This window comes from Microbacterium sp. CFH 31415 (assembly GCF_022538185.1).
Lineage (GTDB): Bacteria > Actinomycetota > Actinomycetes > Actinomycetales > Microbacteriaceae > Microbacterium.
In genome coordinates this window covers 42259-62522 of record NZ_JAKYXC010000008.1, presented here as the reverse complement: position 1 = coordinate 62522, position 20264 = coordinate 42259, and the positions used below count along the sequence as shown (strand labels likewise).

General features: G+C 71.3%; 20 protein-coding genes. 14 read left to right on the top strand and 6 right to left on the bottom strand.

Annotation, left to right across the window (positions count from 1 at the left end; translation table 11 throughout):
* Window positions 1-64: 64 nt before the first annotated feature.
* Entirely contained in the window at window positions 65-850 is a 786-nt protein-coding gene (locus tag MK786_RS10195; RefSeq protein WP_241112125.1) for a winged helix-turn-helix domain-containing protein, read from the bottom strand.
* A gap of 606 nt (window positions 851-1456) precedes the next feature.
* Here MK786_RS10195 and MK786_RS10190 point away from each other — a divergent pair.
* The 10 genes from MK786_RS10190 to MK786_RS10145 all read left to right on the top strand — a co-directional run bounded on the left by MK786_RS10190 (window position 1457) and on the right by MK786_RS10145 (window position 11374).
* Window positions 1457-2497: a LacI family DNA-binding transcriptional regulator gene (locus tag MK786_RS10190; protein WP_241112124.1), complete on the top strand. Its 1041-nt coding sequence runs from the start codon at window positions 1457-1459 to the stop codon at window positions 2495-2497.
* Between the two features lie 106 nt (window positions 2498-2603).
* Window positions 2604-3911: an ABC transporter substrate-binding protein gene (locus MK786_RS10185; protein WP_241112123.1), complete on the top strand. Its 1308-nt coding sequence runs from the start codon at window positions 2604-2606 to the stop codon at window positions 3909-3911.
* Between the two features lie 52 nt (window positions 3912-3963).
* Window positions 3964-4935, top strand: coding sequence for a carbohydrate ABC transporter permease (locus tag MK786_RS10180; protein WP_241112122.1), 972 nt, complete (start codon window positions 3964-3966; stop codon window positions 4933-4935).
* Entirely contained in the window at window positions 4935-5822 is an 888-nt protein-coding gene (locus MK786_RS10175; RefSeq protein WP_241112121.1) for a carbohydrate ABC transporter permease, read from the top strand. Before MK786_RS10180 ends, MK786_RS10175 begins: the two co-directional genes overlap by 1 nt.
* A complete protein-coding gene (yicI, locus tag MK786_RS10170) occupies window positions 5822-8059 on the top strand; it encodes an alpha-xylosidase (RefSeq protein ID WP_241112120.1) in 2238 nt (745 codons plus the stop codon). Before MK786_RS10175 ends, yicI begins: the two co-directional genes overlap by 1 nt.
* Window positions 8056-9510, top strand: coding sequence for a GH1 family beta-glucosidase (locus MK786_RS10165; RefSeq protein WP_241112119.1), 1455 nt, complete (start codon window positions 8056-8058; stop codon window positions 9508-9510). Before yicI ends, MK786_RS10165 begins: the two co-directional genes overlap by 4 nt.
* 188 nt (window positions 9511-9698) lie before the next feature.
* On the top strand, window positions 9699-9998 hold the full coding sequence (locus MK786_RS10160; protein ID WP_241112118.1) for a GNAT family N-acetyltransferase: 300 nt from the start codon (window positions 9699-9701) through the stop codon (window positions 9996-9998).
* A 40-nt stretch (window positions 9999-10038) separates the two neighbouring features.
* Window positions 10039-10479 (top strand): DUF1622 domain-containing protein, encoded by a 441-nt coding sequence (locus MK786_RS10155; RefSeq protein WP_241112221.1) that lies wholly within the window; start codon window positions 10039-10041, stop codon window positions 10477-10479.
* Window positions 10480-10550: 71 nt separating this feature from the next.
* Window positions 10551-10778 (top strand): hypothetical protein, encoded by a 228-nt coding sequence (locus MK786_RS10150; protein WP_241112117.1) that lies wholly within the window; start codon window positions 10551-10553, stop codon window positions 10776-10778.
* Window positions 10778-11374 carry a hypothetical protein gene (locus MK786_RS10145; protein ID WP_241112116.1) on the top strand — a complete coding sequence of 199 codons (597 nt, stop codon included), beginning with the start codon at window positions 10778-10780 and terminating at the stop codon, window positions 11372-11374. The genes MK786_RS10150 and MK786_RS10145 overlap by 1 nt, the downstream gene beginning before the upstream one ends.
* 88 nt (window positions 11375-11462) lie before the next feature.
* Here the strand turns inward: MK786_RS10145 and MK786_RS10140 are convergent, their stop codons facing one another.
* From MK786_RS10140 to MK786_RS10125, 4 genes are all read right to left on the bottom strand, one after another.
* Window positions 11463-11705 (bottom strand): hypothetical protein, encoded by a 243-nt coding sequence (locus tag MK786_RS10140; protein WP_241112115.1) that lies wholly within the window; start codon window positions 11703-11705, stop codon window positions 11463-11465.
* A gap of 100 nt (window positions 11706-11805) precedes the next feature.
* Window positions 11806-12540, bottom strand: coding sequence for an alpha/beta fold hydrolase (locus MK786_RS10135; RefSeq protein ID WP_241112114.1), 735 nt, complete (start codon window positions 12538-12540; stop codon window positions 11806-11808).
* Window positions 12541-12562: 22 nt separating this feature from the next.
* Window positions 12563-13120 carry a hypothetical protein gene (locus MK786_RS10130; protein ID WP_241112113.1) on the bottom strand — a complete coding sequence of 186 codons (558 nt, stop codon included), beginning with the start codon at window positions 13118-13120 and terminating at the stop codon, window positions 12563-12565.
* Window positions 13121-13183: 63 nt separating this feature from the next.
* A complete protein-coding gene (locus MK786_RS10125; protein ID WP_241112112.1) occupies window positions 13184-13657 on the bottom strand; it encodes an 8-oxo-dGTP diphosphatase in 474 nt (157 codons plus the stop codon).
* Window positions 13658-13750: 93 nt separating this feature from the next.
* Between MK786_RS10125 and MK786_RS10120 the strand changes: the two genes are divergently transcribed.
* The 3 genes from MK786_RS10120 to MK786_RS10110 all read left to right on the top strand — a co-directional run bounded on the left by MK786_RS10120 (window position 13751) and on the right by MK786_RS10110 (window position 18910).
* The gene (locus MK786_RS10120) at window positions 13751-14905 is read left to right on the top strand and encodes an exonuclease SbcCD subunit D (protein ID WP_241112111.1); all 1155 of its coding nucleotides are present in this window, start codon (window positions 13751-13753) and stop codon (window positions 14903-14905) included.
* Window positions 14902-17904 carry an AAA family ATPase gene (locus tag MK786_RS10115; RefSeq protein WP_241112110.1) on the top strand — a complete coding sequence of 1001 codons (3003 nt, stop codon included), beginning with the start codon at window positions 14902-14904 and terminating at the stop codon, window positions 17902-17904. Before MK786_RS10120 ends, MK786_RS10115 begins: the two co-directional genes overlap by 4 nt.
* 151 nt (window positions 17905-18055) lie before the next feature.
* Window positions 18056-18910 carry an SGNH/GDSL hydrolase family protein gene (locus MK786_RS10110; RefSeq protein WP_241112109.1) on the top strand — a complete coding sequence of 285 codons (855 nt, stop codon included), beginning with the start codon at window positions 18056-18058 and terminating at the stop codon, window positions 18908-18910.
* A 57-nt stretch (window positions 18911-18967) separates the two neighbouring features.
* On the opposite strand, the gene MK786_RS10105 is transcribed toward MK786_RS10110, so the two are convergent.
* On the bottom strand, window positions 18968-20005 hold the full coding sequence (locus MK786_RS10105) for a hypothetical protein (RefSeq protein WP_241112108.1): 1038 nt from the start codon (window positions 20003-20005) through the stop codon (window positions 18968-18970).
* 79 nt (window positions 20006-20084) lie between these two features.
* Between MK786_RS10105 and MK786_RS10100 the strand changes: the two genes are divergently transcribed.
* A complete protein-coding gene (locus MK786_RS10100; RefSeq protein ID WP_241112107.1) occupies window positions 20085-20261 on the top strand; it encodes a hypothetical protein in 177 nt (58 codons plus the stop codon).
* The last annotated feature ends 3 nt before the right edge of the window (window positions 20262-20264 follow it).

The window sequence follows — 20264 nt, the reverse complement described above, 5'->3', positions numbered from 1 at the left end:
CCGGGTGTGACGGCGTGTCGTGACAGGGGAGCGGTGGGGAGGCGGTGCCGACGAGGAGCGCGGGTCAGAAGCGGTCGGGCGACGGCGTGCCGTGGCCGTAGCGGATGACGACGTCGGCGTGGCGGTCGAAGCGGTAGCCGACGCCTCGGACCGTGCGCACGATGTCTTCGTACCGGCCGAGCTTCGCGCGCAGGCGGCGCACGTGTACATCGATCGTGCGCTCACCGGGAGCCTCATCCTCGGTGGCGCCCTGCCACAGCGAGGCGACCAGCTCGGTGCGCTCGATCGTGCGGCCCTCGCGCAGCACGAGGTACTGCAGCAGCTCGAACTCCTTGAACGTGAAGGCGGCCGACTCACCGTCGATGAGCACGCGCTTGCGCGAGATGTCGACGACGACGCCTCCGGCGGCGCGGTCCTCGTCCTCGGGCTCCTCGCTCTTGGTGCGGGCGATGGCCGACGGCTCATGCAGCGCCAGGCGCACCACGTCGACGTCGCGGCCGCCGGAGCCCACTGGGGCGAGGGCCACGGTGGCGTACGTCTCGGCCCCGGGCGCGAGCTCGCCGAGCGTGCGGCGCAGCGCTTCGACGAGGACGCCGAGGCTGACACCCGATGCCGCGGCCTTCGCCTCGTCGATTCCGACGTAGAGCGCGAACCCGCGGGGAGCGGTGCCCGGAGGCAGGTGGCGTGCCGGCTGCGCGGCAGCCGGGGCGGGAGCGGCCGGAGCGGCGGCGGGCGCCGTCGTGTCGATGGTCGGAACCGACGTGTCGATGGTCGGAACGGGACGCGTGACCGCGCGCAGGTGGCGGACGGGGGCGGCGGCGGGGCGGTCGAGAAGAGCGGTGGTCGACATGATGATGGTCCTTGCGGGAGGGAACCCGGGCCGATGCGGCGCGAACAGGTTCGGATGTGCTGATGCCCGGAGAGGGCGATGCCCAGGGAGGGCGGTGCCCGATGCGGGCGGCCCGTCGTCGGGCGATGTTCGAGGCATACGGGTGCGCGTGATCTACGCACGAATCCCGGTGCTTCGGGGGACTCGCTGGGCCGTGGTTCAGAAGCGGCGTGCGGGTCCGGCGGGGGTCACCGTGCTAGTGGCACATTCGACAACACATGGCAACGCGGCCGGCCATCATCATGCCGGCAGCTCCGTTCGCCTCCCAGGCGGACAGTGAGCGTGCGTTGTCAGTCATGTGGCCGATTATGACGGAGTGCGTCGCAATGCGTCAAATCGCCCTGGCGCGGCATCCCGAGGATGACGAAATGTGACACATTGCTCAGTCGACCGAGGCAGCGGTGGCAGCCAGGCGCCGGCGGACTTCTGCATGCCGTGCGTCCGGGGATATGTTGCCAAATTCCACAAATGTGTTGCGCGCACGATCGAGCTGTGCGTAACATGCCTGTCGAAGCGTTTCCGCGAAGCGCTTCGAGCACTAACTTCCGACAGACGACGAGGTCGAACGTGGCGAACATCAACGAGGTGGCCGAAGCCGCCGGGGTGTCGATCAGCACCGTCTCGTATGCGCTGAGCGGCAAGCGCCCCGTGGCTCCCGACACCCGTCGTCGCATCGAGGAGGCGGTGCGCGAGCTCGGCTACAGCCCGAACGCCGGCGCCCGGATGCTCGCCGGTTCGCGCACGCAGATCTTCGCCCTCACCGAACCGCTGCGCAAAGACACGCACGCGCCCACGCACATGTCGTTCGTGCTCGCCACGGCGGTCGCCGCGCGGCGCAACGACTACGACATCCTGCTCCTCACCGACGAGCAGGCCCAGGCCGGCATGAGCCGGGTCGCCGCCAACGGCCTGGTCGACGCCATCCTCGTCCTCGACGTCGCCCCCGACGACGCTCGCGTCGCGCTCGCCCGGCAGATCGCGACCCCGACCGTCTTCATCGGCATCCCCGACGACAACGAGGGCCTCGTCTGCGTCGACCTCGACTTCGAGGCGGCGGCCGCCCGCGCCGTCGACCTGCTCGCCGCTGCGGGGCACAGCTCGATCGGGCTCGTCGGCCAGACCGAAACGGCGTACGTGAAGTCGAACTTCCCGCCGCGCGTGCGGGCGAGCGTGCTCGCGCGTGCGGCCGAGCAGGGACTCGAGGTTGCGTACGGCACCACCGGCAAGAAGCATGCCGACCGCGCTGCCGCCCGGCGGACGGCCGCACAGCTGCTCGACGGGGGCGCGACCGCGCTCATCCTGCACTGCGCCGACGAGGCGCACGCCGCGGTGCTCGCCGAGCTCGACACCCGCGGGATGCGTGTCCCCGAAGACGTCTCGGTCATCTCGGTCGGCGCGTCCTTCGACCTGAGCACGCTGGCCGTGCCGCTCGACTCCATCCCACTCGTCCCGGAGGAGTCATGCGACCTCGCCGTCGAGCTTGCGCTCGAGATGCTCGGGCCGAGCCGCCCGGAGCCCGGGCTGCGCCTGATCCCGCCCACCTACGAATCCCGGGGCACGATCGCCGCGCCGCCGGGTTCCCGGCCGTCGGGAGCCGCGGCGGACTGAGGCCGCGGCATCCGATCCTCGCTTCGCTGCCCGCCATCGAAGCGCTTCGACACAACTGAATCCTCCACCTCGACCGACGCAGGTCACCATGAAAGGAGTGCCACTGATGGCACGATTCACACGCAACAACGCCCGGCGCGGCCTCGCCGCCGTCGGCGCCCTCACCGTCGGCGCGCTCGCGCTTGCCGGCTGCGCGGGCGGCTCGTCCGACTCCTCCGGCGGCGACACCCTCAAGCTGTGGCATTACGAGGGTGAAGACAGCGCGATGACCAAGGCCTGGAACGAGGCGATCGAGGTCTTCGAGGAGGAGACAGGGGCGACCGTCGAGTTCGAGCAGAAGTCGTTCGAGCAGATCCAGAAGACGGCGAGTCAGGTGCTCGACTCGGATGCTGCGCCCGACCTGATGGAGTTCAACAAGGGCAACGCGACCGCGGGGTTCCTCGCGTCGACGGGGCTCATCGCCGACATCTCGGACGCCGTCGACGAGTACGGCTGGGCCGACAAGCTCGCGCCGTCGCTGCAGACGACCGCGAAGTACTCCGAGGACGGCGTCATGGGCGGTGACACCTGGTACGGCATCCCCAACTACGGCGAGTTCGTCGGCGTCTACTACAACACGGATGCCTTCGCCGAGGCCGGCCTCGAGATCCCGACCACCTACGACGAGTTCGTGGACGTGCTCGACGCGTTCGTCGCGCAGGGCGTCACGCCGCTCGCCGAGGCGGGTGCGGAGTACCCGCTCGGTCAGCTCTGGTACCAGCTCGCGCTGACGCAGGGCGACCGCCAGTTCGTCAACGACTACCAGCTGTACGAGAACCCGATCGACTGGCAGGGCCCCGAGCTCACCTACGCGACCGAGACGCTCGCCGAGTACGTCGACAAGGGCTACATCGCCTCCGACGTCTCGTCGGTCAAGGCCGAGGACGCGGGTGTCTCGTTCATCAACGGCACCGCGCCCATCTTCGTGTCGGGCTCGTGGTGGTACGGCCGCTTCGTCGAGGAGGCCGGCTTCGACTGGACGCTGCAGGCGTTCCCCGACACGCAGCTGTCGCTCGGCTCGTCGGGCAACCTCTGGGTCGTCCCGGAGAACGCCGCCAACAAGGAGCTCGCCTACGAGTTCATCGACATCACGATGCGTCCCGAGATCCAGGCGATCATCGGCAACAACGGTGGTGTGCCCGTCGCCGCCGACCCGGCCGACATCACCGACCCGAAGAGCCAGGAGCTCATCGCGGCCTTCAACGGCGTGCTCGACGATGACGGCCTGTCGTTCTACCCGGACTGGCCCGCGGCCGGCTTCTACGACGTGATCGTCCAGCAGCTCCAGGGCCTCGTGACCGGCACGCAGGACGCCGAGGCGACCAACGCCAACCTCGGCGCCGAGTACGAAGCAGGGACAGCGGACTTCCGCTGACCCGACGGCGGTGGGCGGCGGCAGCGCCGCCCACCGCCCCAGAGGAGTCATCATGACCGTCATCACGCGCGCCGAGCGGAGCACCCGCACGAAGACGCCCGCCGAAGAACCGGCGATCCCGCAGCGCCGAGGGGGGACTGCGGGGTACTGGATCTATCTCCTGCCCGGCTTCGTCCTGCTGCTCGTCATCATCGTCATCCCGCTCCTCTTCAACGTCTATCTGACGTTCACGAAGTGGCGCGGAGTGCGCGAGCCGGAGTTCGTCGGCCTCGACAACTGGCTGAAGATCTTCACCGACGAGAAGTTCTGGACCTCGTTCGCGAACTCGATCTGGATGGTCATCGCGATGGTCGTCGTCCCGACGGTCGTCGGCCTCATCGTCGCCGCCCTCCTGTTCGACGTCGTCGGCCGGAAGTTCGGGGGCAAGGTCGGCAGCTTCCTCCGCGCGAGCTACTACCTCCCGCAGATCCTTCCCATCGCCGTCGCCGGCATCGTCATCGGCTGGCTCTTCCGTCCGGGCGACACGGGCGCGATGAACCAGATCTTGAGCGTGGTCGGCGTCCCCGCCGTGGACTGGCTCGGGCAGATGCCGTCGGCGCTGCTCGTCCTCATGCTCGTGCTCGTGTGGGTGCAGATCGGCTATCCGATCGTCGTGTTCATGGCCGCGCTCCAGCGCGTCGACCCCGAGCTCTACGAGGCGGCCGAGCTCGACGGTGCGAACTGGTTCCAGCGCTTCGGTGCGATCACCCTCAGCATCATCCGGCCCGAGGTCTTCGTCGTCACCCTCACCTGCACGATCGCCGCCCTGAAGGTGTTCGGGCCGGTGTACGTCATCACCCAGGGCGGGCCCGCCGGAGCAACGCTCGTCCCCGCCTACTACGCCTACACGGAGTTCTTCACGAAGCGGAACATCGGCTACGGCGCGACCATCGCGACGGTGCTCACGATCCTCGTCGTCGTCGTCTCGATCATCTTCATCCGCGTGCAGAACTCGCTGGAGCGCAAGGAAAGGGCCGGACTCTGATGGCCGCGACGACCGCAATCATCACCTCGGGCAAGACCCGCGTGCGCCCGCGCGGCGGCATGACCAAGAAGCGCGCGCTCGACTGGCTGCTGCTCGCCGCCGTGATCGTCGGCGCACTCATCGTGCTGGTGCCCTTCTACCTGATCCTCGTCAACGCCTTCAAGTCGCCGGTCGACTACGCGACGTCGGGTCCGTTCGCCCTTCCTCAGGCGATCGACTTCTCGGGCATCCAGGCGTTCTGGGAGCGGGTGAACTTCCCCCAGAAGGTGTGGAACTCCATCTTCATCTCCGGCGTCGTGGCCGTGCTCGCCGTGCTGATCTCGGTGCTCAACGCCTTCGCGATCGGCATCGGGCGCGTTCGCGGCCGCACGTGGATCGTGCTGCTGTTCCTGCTCGCGAACCTGCTCCCGCAGGAGGCGCTCCTCTACCCGCTCTACTACATGTTCAAGTCGGTCGGGCTCTACGACAGCGTGTGGTCGGTCATCATCGTCTTCACCGTCGTCCAGGCGGCGTTCGGCACGTATCTGCTGGCGTCCGTGTATGGCACCTTCCCCAAGGAGATCCTCGAGGCCGCCTCGATCGACGGGGCGACGCGGTGGCAGATCCTGTGGCGGGTCGTGTTCCCGATCAGCCGGCCGACGCTGTCGGTGCTGCTCATCTTCTTCTTCATCTGGACGTGGAACGAGTTCCTGATCCCGTTGACCTTCCTGCCCTCCAACGCCAATCAGACGGTGCCGGTGGCGATCAGCGTGCTCACCGGTGACCGGCTCATGGACGTCACCACCACGGCGGGAGCGGCGCTCATCAGCATCGTCCCGACGATCATCTTCTTCCTCATCTTCCAGCGCACCCTCACCCGGGGCATCACGGCAGGAGCAGTCAAGTAATGAAGTTCACCGACGGGTTCTGGCAGCTCCGGCCCGGGGTCGAGGCGCTGTACGCCCAGGAGGCGTACGACGTCTGGCAGACCGATCGCACCCCGGACGGCCCCGGTCTCGTGGTCACCGCGCCGACGTCCGTGATCGGCAAACGCGGCGACACCCTCAATCGCCCGGTGCTCACGGTCACCCTCTCGTCCCCGCTCGAGGGCGTGGTGCGCGTGCGCATCGCCCACCACGAGGGCGGCCGGTGGCACGGCGGATTCACGCTGCCCGGCGCCGTCGAGGGAGGTGCGGGCGAGACCGTCGCGACCGACGACGGCGGGGTCCTCACGACCGGGGGCCTCACCGCGCGCGTGGCCGCGGGCGCGCCGTGGTCGCTGTCGTTCGCGCACGGCGACCGCGTGCTGACCTCGAGCGGGCACAAGGCGCAGGGCTACGTGAAGCTGGCGCCGGGCGCCCAGGTCGACCGCGGCATCGTCGACAGCGCGCGCACCGGCGCACCGGCGCCGATCGAGCGCGTGTTCGTTCACGAGCAGCTCGACCTCGGGGTGGGCGAGCTCATCTACGGGCTGGGCGAGCGGTTCGGACCCGTGGTGAAGAACGGCCAGACCGTCGAGATCTGGAACGCCGACGGCGGCACCTCGAGCGAGCAGGCCTACAAGAGCGTGCCGTTCTACCTGTCGGATCGCGGCTATGGCGTGCTCGTCAATGACCCGGGCCACGTCTCGTTCGAGATCGGCTCGGAGGCCGTCGAGCGCGTGCAGTTCTCGACGCCCGGCGAGGTGCTCGAGTACTTCGTGGTCGACGGCCCGACGCCGAAGGACGTGCTGACCCGCTACACCGCGCTGACCGGGCGTCCGCCGGTCGTGCCGGCCTGGTCGTACGGGCTGTGGCTGTCGACATCGTTCACCACCGACTACGACGAGGCGACCGTGACCTCGTTCATAGACGAGATGGCGGCGCGCGAGCTGCCGGTGTCGGTGTTCCACTTCGACTGCTTCTGGATGCGCGAGTTCAACTGGTGCGACTTCGAGTGGGATCCGCGCACCTTCCCCGACCCCGACGGCATGCTCGCCCGCCTGCACGCCAAGGACCTCCGCGTCTGCGTGTGGCTCAACCCCTACATCGGCCAGCGCTCGCCGCTGTTCGCCGAGGCCGCCGAGCGGGGCTTCCTCGTGAAGCGCGCGGACGGCTCGGTCTGGCAGTGGGACCTGTGGCAGGCCGGCATGGGCCTCGTCGACTTCACGAACCCCGACGCGACGGCCTGGTACCAGTCGCACCTGCGACGTCTGGTCGACCAGGGCGTGGACTGCTTCAAGACCGACTTCGGCGAGCGGATCCCCGTGGACGTCGAGTGGGCCGACGGCTCCGACCCGCAGCGCATGCACAACCTGTACACGCAGCTCTACAACGAGGCCGTCCACGCGGTGCTGGTCGAGAAGCGGGGCGAGGGCGACGCCGTGCTCTTCGCCCGCTCGGCGACCGCGGGCGGTCAGACGATGCCCGTGCACTGGGGCGGCGACTCGACATCGACGTTCGTGTCGATGGCCGAGACGCTGCGCGGGGGCCTGTCGCTCGCGTACAGCGGGTTCGCGCACTGGAGTCACGACATCGGCGGGTTCGAGGGGACCCCGGATGCCGCGGTCTACAAGCGCTGGACCGCGTTCGGCCTGCTCGGCAGCCACAGCCGCTTCCACGGTTCGGGCTCGTATCGCGTGCCGTGGGCGTTCGACGAGGAGGCCGTCGAGGTCACCCGGCGCTTCACGCACCTGAAGATGCACCTCATGCCGTACCTGTTCCAGGCGGGAGTGGATGCCGCGGCCACGGGCCTGCCGCTGCTGCGGCCGATGCTGCTGGAGTTCCCCGACGACCCCGCCGTGCGGCACCTCGACCGTCAGTACATGCTCGGCGGCGACATCCTGGTGGCTCCCGTCTTCTCGGAGGCGGGCGAGGTCGAGTTCTACCTGCCCGCCGGCGAGTGGACGAGCCTGCTCACCGGCGAGACGGTGACAGGCGGCGGATGGCGTCGTGAGACGCATGGCTTCGACAGCCTGCCGCTGTATGTGCGGCCAGGAGCGGTCATCCCGTGGGGCGCGCGCAGCGACCGACCCGACTACGACTACCTCGACGGGCTCACGCTGCGCGTGTTCCCCGGCGGCTCGGGAGCCCGCGACGTGACGGTCACGACCCCCGACGGCCGGAGCGAGACGTTCACGGCCGACCTGTCGGAGGTGACACGATGACACCCGTGACTTCTGCGACGATCACCCAGGGCAGCCCCGACTACCGCGACGCGGGCCTCGTGTTCCCGCCCGGCTTCACCTTCGGCTCGGCGACGGCGTCGTACCAGGTCGAGGGCGCCTTCGACGAGGACGGCCGCGGGCCCTCGATCTGGGACACCTTCAGCAAGACGCCCGGAAGGGTCTGGAACGGCGACACCGGCGACGTCGCCTGCGACCACTACCACCGTGTCGAGGCCGACCTCGACCTGATGAAGGAGCTCGGACTCGGCGCCTACCGGTTCTCGATCGCGTGGCCGCGGATCATGCCGACGGGCACCGGCGAGGTGAACCGGGCCGGCATCGACTTCTACTCCCGGCTGGTCGACGGTCTGCTCGAGCGCGGCATCCGCCCGGTGGCGACGCTCTACCACTGGGATCTGCCGCAGGCGCTGGAGGATGCCGGCGGCTGGCCGGTGCGCGCGACGGCGGACGCCTTCGAGCGCTACGCCGAGGTCATGGGCGCCGCGCTCGGCGACCGCGTGCACACCTGGACGACGCTGAACGAGCCGTGGTGCTCCGCCTACCTGGGCTACGGTCAGGGCGGGCATGCGCCCGGTCGGCACGAGCCCGCCGCTGCGCTCGCCGCGGTGCACCACCTCAACCTCGGCCACGGCCGCGCCGTCCAGGCGCTGCGCGCGACGTCGGCGGGCGACCCCGACTACTCGATCACCCTCAACTTCCATGTGCTGCGCGGCGTGGGCGACGGGGCCGGTGAGGCCATGCGCCGCATCGACGGCCTCGCCAACCGCGTCTTCACGCACCCCCTGCTGAAGGGCGAGTATCCGTCGGACGTCGTCGCGGACACGGCATCCGTCACCGACTGGTCGTTCGTGCGCGACGGCGACCTCGCCGCGATCCATCAGCCGATCGACGTGCTGGGCGTCAACTACTACTCGACGGCCACCGTTCAGCTGTGGGACGGCGTCTCGCCCAAGCAGATGAACGACGGGCACAAGGGCGCCGCCGGCGGCACCGCGTGGCCGGGAAGCGATCAGCTCGTCGAGTTCGTCGCACAGCCCGGCCCGTACACCGAGATGGGCTGGAACATCGCTCCCGAGGGCCTCGAGGAGCTCTTGCTGGCGCTGAAGGCGGAGTTCCCCGACCAGCCGCTGATGGTGACCGAGAACGGCGCGGCCTTCGCCGATGTCGTCGCCGACGACGGGACGGTGCCCGACCCGGAGCGGCTCGACTACCTGCGTCGCCACTTCACAGCGGCTCACCGCGCGATGGAGCAGGGGGTGGACCTGCGGGGCTACTTCGTGTGGTCGCTCCTCGACAACTTCGAGTGGGGCTACGGCTACGCCAAGCGCTTCGGGATCGTGCGCGTCGACTTCGACACGCTCGAGCGCACGGTCAAGGACAGCGGACGCTGGTACGCCGAGCTGGCGACGACCGGAGTGCTCCCCGCCTGAGGCCTGTCGCAGAGGATCGGAGATCTTCGTCGACACGCCGGGTGACGGATGCCGCAGCCGGCGTGTCGCGCACAATCTCCGATTCTCTGCACCGGCACCTGGGCGCGACCCGGGAGGTCGCCGAGCGAACGCCGCGACATCCCGCCCGCCCGCGTCCCGGCGTGCGCGGGCGGGCATACCCTGACGGGGTGACTGAGCTTCGCTTCACCCACGAACCGGATGCCTCGCGCTACACCTTGCACCGCGGCGACGACCTGGTGAGCGTGCTCGACTATCGCGACGACGGCCGCACCGTCGCGATGACGCGCGCATACACCGTGCCCACGTTCCGCGGGCACGGCTACGCCGGCGAGCTCGTCGACCGGGCGGTCGCCGAGCTCGAGCGCTCGGGCTCGCGGGCCGTCATCCCGGTCTGCTGGTACGTGGCCGACTGGTTCGCGGCCCACCCCGGTCGCAGCGGCATCCTCGCCGGACGCCGCTCCGCCTAGCCACTCGCTGCGCCGCCGGCCCTATGCTGGCCGCGTGCGCATGGAAGAGGTGTTCGCCGCCGTCGCCGTGGGGTTCGAGGCCGTCGGCGCCGCCGCAATGATCGTCGGCTTCGTCATCGCCGTCGTGCTCGGCGCCCGGTCGCTGGCGCGCCACGAGGGCGGAGGTGCGGCGTTCACCGTCCTGCGCACGACGCTCGGCGCCGCGATCCTGCTCGGGCTCGAGGTGCTGGTCGCCGCCGACCTCATCCGCACCATCACGTCCAAGCCATCGCTCGAAGACGCCGCGATCCTCGGACTGATCGTGCTGATCCGCACACTGCTGTCGATGTCGATCCAGATCGAGATCGAGGGCACGCTGCCGTGGCGTCGCGCCCTCACCCGCACCGGCGGTCAGATGCTGGGCGATGCCGTCGCCCGCGATCGGGCGGCCGGCCGCGCCGCGTCGGGCCCGGATGCGGTCGGCGCCGCCGGGAGTCGCTGACTCGGCTTGTCAACCCCCTGATGCCCGCACCGGGCTCCCCGCAGGGTGGAGGGTGACGAGAGGAGCGCCTCATGGACCGTGATCTTCCCGATGGAGTGATCGACGCAGACCCGCCGGGCGGGTGGGACGAGGTCGGCGACACCGAAGCACAGGAGCGCAGCGCTGAGGAGGCCGACTCCGAGACGCTGCTGACCGACACCGCGCTGCAGCCCGACGACCCCATCGAGGGCGAGGCCGCGCGGCAGGGAGCCGACCCCGATCTCGGGGTTCCCGAAGAACGAGGCGAGGAGGAGCCGTGATGAGCACCACAGGCAACGAGTTCGAGCAGCCCGGCGTCAACTACCCCGACCGGGGTGACGCGACCGGCGCGACCGGAACCCCCGATTCGGAGGAGCCGAAGCGAGACGGCGGCGTCACGCCCGAGCGGACGAGCGGCGGCCACCTCGAGGCGGCCCAGGACGGCGCGGATGGTGCGCCGACGGCGGCGGACGGACCCGCACAGGACGCCCAGCCGGCGGCCGCGGCCGCGGAGCCGAGCCACGAGGCCGTCGGCATCGGCGTGGTGGGATCCGCAGACGGGCAGGACCATCACGGTCAGGACGAAGGGCGCGACACGCTCACCGTCGGAGAGGCCCAGCGCCAGGAGGGCGGTCTCGGGACGGAGCAGGAGCAGCGGCTGCCCGCGATGTCGCAGAACGATGCCAGCGCGATCGACAAGGTGGCGGGCATCGCCGCGCAGACGCGAGCCGACGTCGGCACGGAACCGGTGGGACGCATCGCCGAGGTGCTGCAGCAGCGACTCGATCAGGCCGGTGTGGACCTTCCGGCGGCGGACGTGGACGAACTGGCGAACCAGATCGCCACGGGTGACGCCGCGTCGCCCGAGCAGGCGTAGAACGAGCGATGCCCGACCTCCACGCGAGGGCGGGCATCGCCCAGCCCTGCGGCCACGCCCTCGACGCGAGGGCGTGGCCGCAGTGGCGTCACGCGATCGCGCAGGCGGTGGGGCAGGCGTCGGCGGCAGCGGCATGAACCCCGATCGGTCGGGCCCACACGCCGCGGGGGCGGGCGGGGGCGGCCGGTGCGGGCGCGACCTCCGGCGCGGTGAGCGCGGCGGCCTGCGCCTCGCGGCGTGCGCGGATGGCGCGCAGCAGGGCGAGTTCACGATCGCGCCACTCGGTCTCGTGGCGGTACTGCTGTTCGGCGGCGGTGACGAGCGAGAGCATTGTTTCCTCCGTTGGTTCCGATGACTCGAACGTACGCCGGGGGTCCGACATTGCCGGGTCTCGCCGGAGTGGCAGGAATCCGCTCGATCGCGGCAGTCCGTCAGCGGTCGCCGGCGAACGTCCGGATGAGCGCGACGGCGGGCGCGGCATCCCGGATCATCGTCTCGTGACCGCGGTCGGGCACCTCCGCGAGGCGCGCATCGGGCATCGACGCGACGATGCGCTCGCACCACGCGCGGGGCGCGACCAGGTCGTCCTCGCCGCGCAGCACGAGCGTCGGAGCCGGGACGGCGGGCAGCACGTCCTCCGGGCGGTGGACGAGCATCGCCCGGAACTTCGTGATCAGCTTGGGGCCGGCGCGCACGTACTCGCGGGCACCGCGGGCGATCACTCGGGGGCTCTCGCCAGCGATGTCGCGCAGCAGCCGCGACAGCTGCCGGGGTCCCGACCGTGCGTCCGGATCCACCGTCGGCCCCACGAGCACGAGGGCGGCGACGGCGGACGGATGCCGCGCCCCGAGCTCCAGGGCGATCTGCGCGCCCATCGAGTGGCCGATCACGATCACGGGTCGGTCGGCATGACCGCGCAGATAGGCCGCGATCAGATCCGCCGTGCGCTCCATCGTGAGGACACGGCGGGGCTCGGGCGCCTCGCCGTATCCGGGCAGGTCGATCGCGATGACCTCGGCGCGATCGTCGAGGTGGGCGATGAGGTCGGCGAAGACGCTCCGGCCCATGCCGATGCCGTGGATGAGCAGGTAGACCGGCTCGCCGGCACCGCGGCGCTCCACCACGAGGGTCGCGCCGGCGAAGGAGAACTCTCGGGCCGGACTCACCCCAGAAGCGTATTCGACCGGATCATTCGGCCCCGGACTCGTCGCGCAGCCCCACCCGGTCGGGGATGTCGAACTGCACCCGCCGCAGCCACTCCGGATCCGGCCACGGCCGCGACGCGGGAAGCGCGCGCAGGCGGGCGCGCAGCGCGGCCGGCGAGGCCTCGACCGGCAGCACGCGCGCGGGCGCGCGATGCGCGAGCGCGCCGAGCCACCAGTGCCGCCACGTCCCCTCGATCGACTCGGGCTCGACGACCACGTAGTAGTCGGGCATGACCGCATCGCCGTGGGCGAAGAGGCCGAGGCAGGTCTGCACTTCGATCTCGAGCGTGCCGAGCGTGGCGCGCTCCTCGTACAGCTCGACCCAGGCCGCGGCGACGTGCTCGAGGGGGTCGGCATCGTGCACGACATAGGGAGAGACCGCCGACACGACCGCACGGGCGGCGTCGGCGGGATCGGCGTCGCGCAGCGACAGCGCGCGGACGGCCGGAACGTCTGCGAGTCCGCTCAGCAGCGGCTCGCTGTCGCCGCCGACCAGGGCGACGACCGTGGATCGCGGAGCGGGTTCCGTCGAGGGCGCCATATTCCACGATACGTCTGCGGGCGCGCGGGCGGGCGGCACGCGCCGCCGGGTCGCGGCATCCGCTCAGCTCGCTTCCATCACGACCGTCGAAAGGTCGGCCCCGAACGTGAACCGCGCGTCGACACCGCCGCCCCGCAGCACGCCCGGCAGCCACCGCACGGTGTCGGCGCGCATGCGCCCGTAGGGGATCCCGGCGAGCGCGAACCACCGGGGCGCGAACGTCGCGGTCGCCGCCGGGACGCCGGTGAAGCGCCGGCAGACGAACACCGTCGCCTGCTCCGACAGCGTCCGCCGTGTCGGGAAGTGCCACTCCACGACGCCTGCTTCACGGAGATCGGATGCCGCGACCCCGACGCCGACCTCTTCGAGAAGGCCGCGCACCGCGGCGTCGCGCGCTGTCTCTTCCCCCTGCAGAGCGCCGCCCACCCCGACGATCCGCCCCCGCGCGGTGCCCGTCAGCCGCTCGCCCAGGAGCACCTCGAGGCCGTCCGCGCCGGTGCGCATCACGAAGACGACGCACACCTCGGGCAAGGGCATGGGAGCAGGCTACGCCCTGCCGACGCGCCCTCCCGTCGGCATCACCCGGCCTGCCTCGACCGCGATGTCGGCGCGCGAACGTACGGTGTGAGCATGCGGATCCTGCACACCTCGGACTGGCACATCGGGCGGTCGTTCCACGGCCACGCCACACTCGATGCGCTCGGCGGTGTGCTCGATGCGCTCGTGGCTCAGGTGCGCGAGCACGAGGTCGACGTCGTGGTCGTCGCGGGCGATGTGTTCGACTCCGCTGCGCCGGCCGCCGCCTGCTACGGCGTACTCACCGACGCGCTGGCCGCACTCTCCGACGCCGGCGCGACGGTGGTGGTGACGAGCGGCAACCACGACTCGTCGGCACGCCTCGGGTTCCAATCCTCGCTGCTGCGGCAGGGCATCCACGTCATGACCGACCCGATGGCGACGGGCACGCCCGTCACCGTCGACGACGAGCACGGGCCGGTGCACTTCTACGGCATCCCGTTCCTCGAGCCCGCGCTCGTGCGCCACCTCTGGCCCGACGCCGAGATCCGCTCGCAACGTCTCGCGATCGAGCACGCGATGGGGCTCGTCCGCGCCGACGCCGAGCGTCGCGGCGGACGCTCCGTCGCGATCGCCCACTGCTTCGCGGCCGGCGTCGACGCCACGCCCGGCGTCGAGCGCGAGATCCGGCAGGGAAGCCTCGACGTCGTTCCGCTGGCCGCGTTCGACGGGCCTGACTACGTCGCGCTCGGCCATATCCACGGCCGCCAGCGTCTGTCCGACCGCGTGCGCTACGCCGGCGCCCCGCTGCACTACAGCTTCGGCGAGGGCGACAAGCCCCGCGGCTCCTGGCTGATCGACCTCGATGCCGACGGTCTCGCCGCGGTGGAGTGGCTCGACCTGCCGGTGCCGCGCCGGCTCATCACGATCCGAGGCTCGCTCGACGAACTGCTCGGCGACGAGCGCTTCGCCGATGCCAGCGACGCGTGGGTGTGCGCGCAGTACACCGACGCCACCCCGCAGCTCGATCCCATGCGTCGGCTGCAGGCGCGGTTCCCGCACTGCGCCACCGTCATGCACACGCCCGAGGGTCTGCGCGGCGACGACGGCCTCACCTACTCGCGCCGCGTGCGCCAGGCCCGCAGCGACGCCGAGCTCGTCGATGCCTTCCTCGTTCACGTGCGCGAGGGCGAGGGGGCCTCCGAGCGCGAGGCCGAGGTCATCCGCGACGTCATCGACGAGCGCACGCTCGCGGAGGCGAGAGCGTGAGGCTGCACCGACTCGAGGTCACGGGCTTCGGGCCGTTCCGCGAGCGGCAGGTGGTCGACTTCGACGCGTTCGCCGACGACGGCATCTTCCTCATCGCCGGCCGCACGGGCGCGGGCAAGTCGAGCGTGCTCGACGCGGTGACCTTCGCGCTCTATGGCGGGGTACCGCGCTACGACGGAGCCGACAAGCGGCTGCGCAGCGACCATTGCGCCCCCGAAGACCCCACCGGCGTGACCGTCGAGTTCAGCGCGGGCGGACGCCGCTGGCGCGTGACGCGCTCGCCGGAGTACGAGCGCCCGAAGCAGCGCGGCACCGGCATGACGACAGAGCCCCACCGGGCTCAGCTCGACGAGCAGGTCGAGGGGGAGTGGGTCGGCCGTGCCGCGCGCCCCGTCGACGTCGCGCATGCGCTCGATGAGGTCCTCGGACTCAGCCAGCAGCAGTTCCTCCAGGTGATCCTGCTGGCGCAGAACCGATTCGCCGAGTTCCTCCTCGCCAAGAACGACGAAAGGCAGCGGCTGCTGCGCCGGCTGTTCGGCACGCGCACCTACGAGGCGTATCAGCTCGCGCTCGAGGAGCGGAGGAAAGACGCCGAACGGGCGCTCGCTGCGGCCGGTGACGGCGTCGAGATGCTGCTGGCGGAGGCCGAGCGACTTCTCGCGGCCGAGGAGCTCGAGGGCGGGTCGCCCGTCGAGGCGGGCGCCCCGGCCGAGCGCCTCGCGGCGGCGGGCGTGGGGGTGCAGCGCGCCGTGTACCGCGGCGAGACGCTCGTGCGCGAGCGCGCCGACGCCGACGCTGCGCATCGTGCAGCCGAGAGCGCCCACTCCGCGGCGAAGACGCTGCGCGGCAAGCAGGAGCAGCGCGCGCGATCCCGGTCGGCGCTCGAGGCCCGCGAGGCGGCCGAACCCGCTATCGCTGCTGACCGTGAGACGCTGCGGCGCGCACTCGAGGCCGAAGCGCTCCGGGCGCCGATCGAGGCCGCTGCCGGTGCGGCCGAGGCGGCGACGGCCGCCGTCGCCGAGGTGGAGCGTGCCCGTGCGGCCTGGGCTGAGGCCGCAGGCCCCGATGACGCGGAGCTCTCGGTCGAAGCCCTCGCGGCCTTCATAGAGCAGCAGACCGGTGATCTCGCCGTGTGGTCAGCCGCCGAGGCCCGCGAGCGCGATCTCGCCCGACTGACCGCCGAGCTCGCCGAGGGCGAGGCGCGCGCGACGGAGCACACCCGGAACCTCGGCCGGATCGACGAGCTGCGAGGCGCATTCCCCGCACGACTCGCCGAGCTCGACGCCGACCTGAGCGCTGCGCAAGGAGCCGCAGGCGCTCTCGACGCGGCGATCGCGCACCGCGACGCCCTCGCGGCCCGCCTCGCCGCCGCGCGGGAGGCCGCACGCCTCGACGCCGCCGCACGCGCGGCGGAAGCGGCGTATCTGCAGGCGAGCGCCGAGCTCGACGCTGCGCGTGCGGCCGTCACCTCGCTGCTGCGGCGCCGGCTCGAGGGCAGCGCCGGCGAGCTCGCCGCGGAGCTCGTCGACGGCGAGCCGTGCGCCGTCTGCGGCGCGACAGAGCATCCGGCTCCCGCCCCGCCCTCCGATTGCCCCGTCTCCGATGACGAGATCACCGCTGCCGAGCATGCGCGCGATGTCGCCGCCGAGGCGGAGCAGGTGGTGGTCGCGCGCGCGAAGGATGCACGCGAGCGCTGCGCGGAGGCCGCCGCGCGGGCGGGCGGTGCCGATGCCGACACCTTGACGACCGAGCTCGCCGTGGCCGAGACGTCCGTCATCGCGGCGTCCGAGGCGGCCGCACGTCGCGATCGCCTGACGAGGGAGCGCACGCAGCTCGCGGCCGCCGAGGCCGAGGCGCGGGCAGAGCGCGAGTCGCTGGCGGCGGAGCTCAGTGCGCTGCGGGAGCGCCTGGCCGCGCTCACGGCCGACGCGGCCTCCGCGCGCGGTGCGGTCGACGACGCGCGCGGCGCCTTCGCCGGCGTCGCCGACCGCATCGCCGACGCCACAGCGAGACGTTCCCTCGCGATCGCGCTGCACGACGCACTGACGGAGGCCGACGCCGCGCAGGCGTCCGTCCGGCGCTCTGCCGACGACCGCGACGCCCGGATCGCCGCATCCGCCTTCTCCGACGTCCTGGACGCGGCGGCAGCCCTGCGCGCGAGCGAGGCGAGGAGCTCCCTCGACGAGCGCATCCGAGAGCACGACGCCGCCCTCCGCGCGGAGCGCGATCGTCTGCGCGACCTCGAGCTCGAGCTTGCCGGGGCGCCCGAAGAGCTGATCGACGTCGCGGCGACCGCCCTCACGCTCGAGGCGGCCCGTGACCGGTGGAGCGCCGCCGTCGACCGGGCGGCGCACGCGTCACAGGTCGCCGAGCGGCTCGCCGACCTCGTCCGGCGCGCGACGACCGCGCATGACGCGATCAGCGGTCTCGCCGCCGACCACGCCGTGATCGCCCGGCTTGCGAACACCGTCGCCGGCCGAGCACCGAACACGCATCGCATGACCCTCGAGTCTTTCGTCCTGGCCGCTGAGCTGGAGGAGATCGTCGAGGCCGCCAACCTGCGGCTCGACGACATGTCTTCCGGGCGCTATCGCCTGCAGCACAGCGACGCTCTCGCGGCGCGCGGCGCGTCGTCCGGGCTCGGACTCTCGATCATGGATGCGCACACCGGCCTCGCCCGTCCGGCGCAGTCGCTGTCGGGTGGAGAGACGTTCCTCGCGTCGCTTGCGCTGGCGCTCGGCCTCGCCGAGGTCGTCACCGCACGAGCCGGCGGAGTGCGACTGGACACTCTGTTCATCGACGAGGGGTTCGGCTCGCTCGACGACGACACGCTCGAGTTGGCGATGCGCACGCTCGACGAGCTGCGGCAGGGCGGCCGCACGGTCGGGCTCATCAGTCACGTCGCGGCGATGAAGGAGCAGCTTCCCGCGCAGCTGGCCGTCGAGGCCACGCCTCAGGGGCCGAGCGTCATCCGCCAAGAGGCCGCACTGCGCGCGTGACGCGACACCCATTGCCCCGTCTGGATACGCGGGTGTAGCGTTCGCGCAGGATCGTTCCTGGGGACCGATCACGCCCGAACCGCCGGCCCTGTCCGGCCGCGGCTGCGCGCCGCGCACGCTCCATCCACACCGTCGTACGGAGTACCTCCACATGCGCACCTCATCCTGGGGGCGCCGCGCCCTCGCCACCCTCGCCGCCTCGGCGATCATCGCCACCGGCAGCCTGTTCACGGCGTCCGCCGCCCACGCGGCTCCGCTTCCACCGGACAACGTGCGCGTCATGGCCGCGCTGGGCGACTCGATCACCCAGGCGTCGATGACCTGCAGCAGTCTGGTCAACTGTCCGGCGAACAGCTGGGCCACCGGATCTACGACCTCGGTCAACTCGCATCTGCTCCGCCTTCGGGCGACCGCCGCGCCCGACAACGCCGTCGGCTACAACGACGCGGTCGCCGGGGCCGCCTCCGGAGCCCTGAACGCGCAAGCCGCCAAGGCGGTGACGCAGGGCGCGCAGTACGTCACGATCGAGATCGGGGCGAACGACGCGTGCACCAAGACCGTCGGGGCCATGACGCCGACCGCCACGTTCAAGACCAACGTGCAGAACGCACTCGTCACGCTGTCGACGAGCGCTGCCGCGCCGCAGGTCTTCATCGCGAGCGTCCCGAACCTGCTGCGGATGTATGAGGTCAACAAGTCCAGCGCCAGCGCGCGACTCACGTGGGCTCTGCTCGGCATCTGCAAGTCGATGCTGGCGAATCCGACGAGCACGAAAGCAGTCGACGTCGAGCGTCGTGCCGCAGTGCAGCAGCGGGTCAATGAGTACAACCAGGCGCTCGCGGAGGCATGTGCGGCGTACGCGTGGTGCCGGTACGACGGCGGGGCCGTCGCGAACTACGCGTTCACCCGGGCTGACATCTCGACGCGCGACTACTTCCACCCGTCACTGTCGGGTCAGGCGAATCTGGCCGCCATCACCTGGCCGAGGACGCAGTGGGCGTCGTGAGGCGATGACGCGGAAGGGCGGGCCGGTACACACCGGCCCGCCCTCCCCGTTCGTCGACTACTCGACGAGGTGCTGCTGCGCTGCGTCGTAGATCGTGGTGATGAACCGGGTGGCCTGCTCTTCGCCGAACATGCCGTCGGAGCCCTCCACGATGCCGTCGATCGCTGCCTCGACGCCGGCGTCGCCCATGACCAGCGTGCTCTGACCGATCGAGATCAGCATCTCGTCGGTGTAGAACTGCGCCGTGACCTCCTCGGTGATGCTCGGCTCGATCTCCTGCATGATCGCGAGGATCTCGGGGCGCACGGCGGCGAGGTATGCGGCCTCGTCGTAGGTCCCGGTCGCCTCGCCCTCCGTCCCCTCGTCGCTGCCGTCCTCGACGGGTGCCGACTCCGAGACGGTCGGCGCGGGGTCGAGGCCGCCGGCCGAGTCCGACCCCACCGCGGCGAGTCCGATCCAGACGAAGGCGAGCGTGATGGCGCCGATCCAGGCGAGCCCGCCCAGCACCGAGACCGCGATCGCGCCGATGCCGAGGCCCTTGGCGCCCTGCTTCTTGCTCGCGAGGGTGACGATGCCGAAGACGAGCGCCGCCAGCAGCAGCAGACCGCCGATCATCGCGAGGACGAGCGAGACCCATGCCAGCGGGAGGTAGGCCGCGCCGACGAGCACGAGGCCTCCGATCGCGAGACCGAGCGAGACCCAGCCGAGCGTGCGCGGGCGGGCGGCGAGATCCGCGGGCGCCGGGGCGGCGTACGCCGGCTGCCCGTACGCCGGCTGGCCGTAGGCCGCCCCGCCATAGACGGCCGGGTCGGACGGGTGTCCGTACGGCTGACCTGGGGCGGGCTGACCGGCGGTCGGCTGGCCGTACGCGGGCGGGTACACCGCGGTCGGCTGCGCGTCGGCGGGCGGGTACGCCTGGGTGGGCTGCGCGTCGGCGGGCGGGTACGCCTGGGTGGGCTGGGCGTCGGCGGGCGCCCCGTACACCTCAGTGGGCTGCGCCCCGTACGCCTCGGTGGGCTGCGCGTCGGACGCCGGGGTGGGCTGCGCGTCGGCCGGGGTCGCGTCGTCGGAGGGGGGAGGGGTGGGGTCGCTCATGGTTTCCTTGCTGCCGAGAAGAGGTCGCGCGGAAGCCAGGACGATCCCCGCGGCCTCTCAGACTATCTAGGCTGTCAGGGTGAACAAGAGCACTGTGTGGACCGTTCTGGGAGTCATCGCCGCGATCGTCATCGCCTGGGTGCTCGTCGACGTGCTGTTCTCGCTGCTGTGGTTCATCGGCAAACTCGTCATCGTCGCCGTCGTCGCCGCGATCGTCTTCCTCATCCTCCGCGGGCTGTTCTCGCGCAAGGACTGACTG

Excerpts from the sequence above, each read along its gene's own strand:
- MK786_RS10195 (WP_241112125.1), bottom strand. The coding sequence starts at position 850 with ATGTCGACCACCGCTCTTCTCGACCGCCCCGCCGCCGCCCCCGTCCGC.
- MK786_RS10185 (WP_241112123.1), top strand. The coding sequence starts at position 2,604 with ATGGCACGATTCACACGCAACAACGCCCGGCGCGGCCTCGCCGCCGTC.
- MK786_RS10180 (WP_241112122.1), top strand. The coding sequence starts at position 3,964 with ATGACCGTCATCACGCGCGCCGAGCGGAGCACCCGCACGAAGACGCCC.
- MK786_RS10175 (WP_241112121.1), top strand. The coding sequence starts at position 4,935 with ATGGCCGCGACGACCGCAATCATCACCTCGGGCAAGACCCGCGTGCGC.
- yicI (WP_241112120.1), top strand. The coding sequence starts at position 5,822 with ATGAAGTTCACCGACGGGTTCTGGCAGCTCCGGCCCGGGGTCGAGGCG.
- MK786_RS10165 (WP_241112119.1), top strand. The coding sequence starts at position 8,056 with ATGACACCCGTGACTTCTGCGACGATCACCCAGGGCAGCCCCGACTAC.
- MK786_RS10155 (WP_241112221.1), top strand. The coding sequence starts at position 10,039 with ATGGAAGAGGTGTTCGCCGCCGTCGCCGTGGGGTTCGAGGCCGTCGGC.
- MK786_RS10150 (WP_241112117.1), top strand. The coding sequence starts at position 10,551 with ATGGACCGTGATCTTCCCGATGGAGTGATCGACGCAGACCCGCCGGGC.
- MK786_RS10145 (WP_241112116.1), top strand. The coding sequence starts at position 10,778 with ATGAGCACCACAGGCAACGAGTTCGAGCAGCCCGGCGTCAACTACCCC.
- MK786_RS10140 (WP_241112115.1), bottom strand. The coding sequence starts at position 11,705 with ATGCTCTCGCTCGTCACCGCCGCCGAACAGCAGTACCGCCACGAGACC.
- MK786_RS10130 (WP_241112113.1), bottom strand. The coding sequence starts at position 13,120 with ATGGCGCCCTCGACGGAACCCGCTCCGCGATCCACGGTCGTCGCCCTG.
- MK786_RS10125 (WP_241112112.1), bottom strand. The coding sequence starts at position 13,657 with ATGCCCTTGCCCGAGGTGTGCGTCGTCTTCGTGATGCGCACCGGCGCG.
- MK786_RS10120 (WP_241112111.1), top strand. The coding sequence starts at position 13,751 with ATGCGGATCCTGCACACCTCGGACTGGCACATCGGGCGGTCGTTCCAC.
- MK786_RS10110 (WP_241112109.1), top strand. The coding sequence starts at position 18,056 with ATGCGCACCTCATCCTGGGGGCGCCGCGCCCTCGCCACCCTCGCCGCC.
- MK786_RS10105 (WP_241112108.1), bottom strand. The coding sequence starts at position 20,005 with ATGAGCGACCCCACCCCTCCCCCCTCCGACGACGCGACCCCGGCCGAC.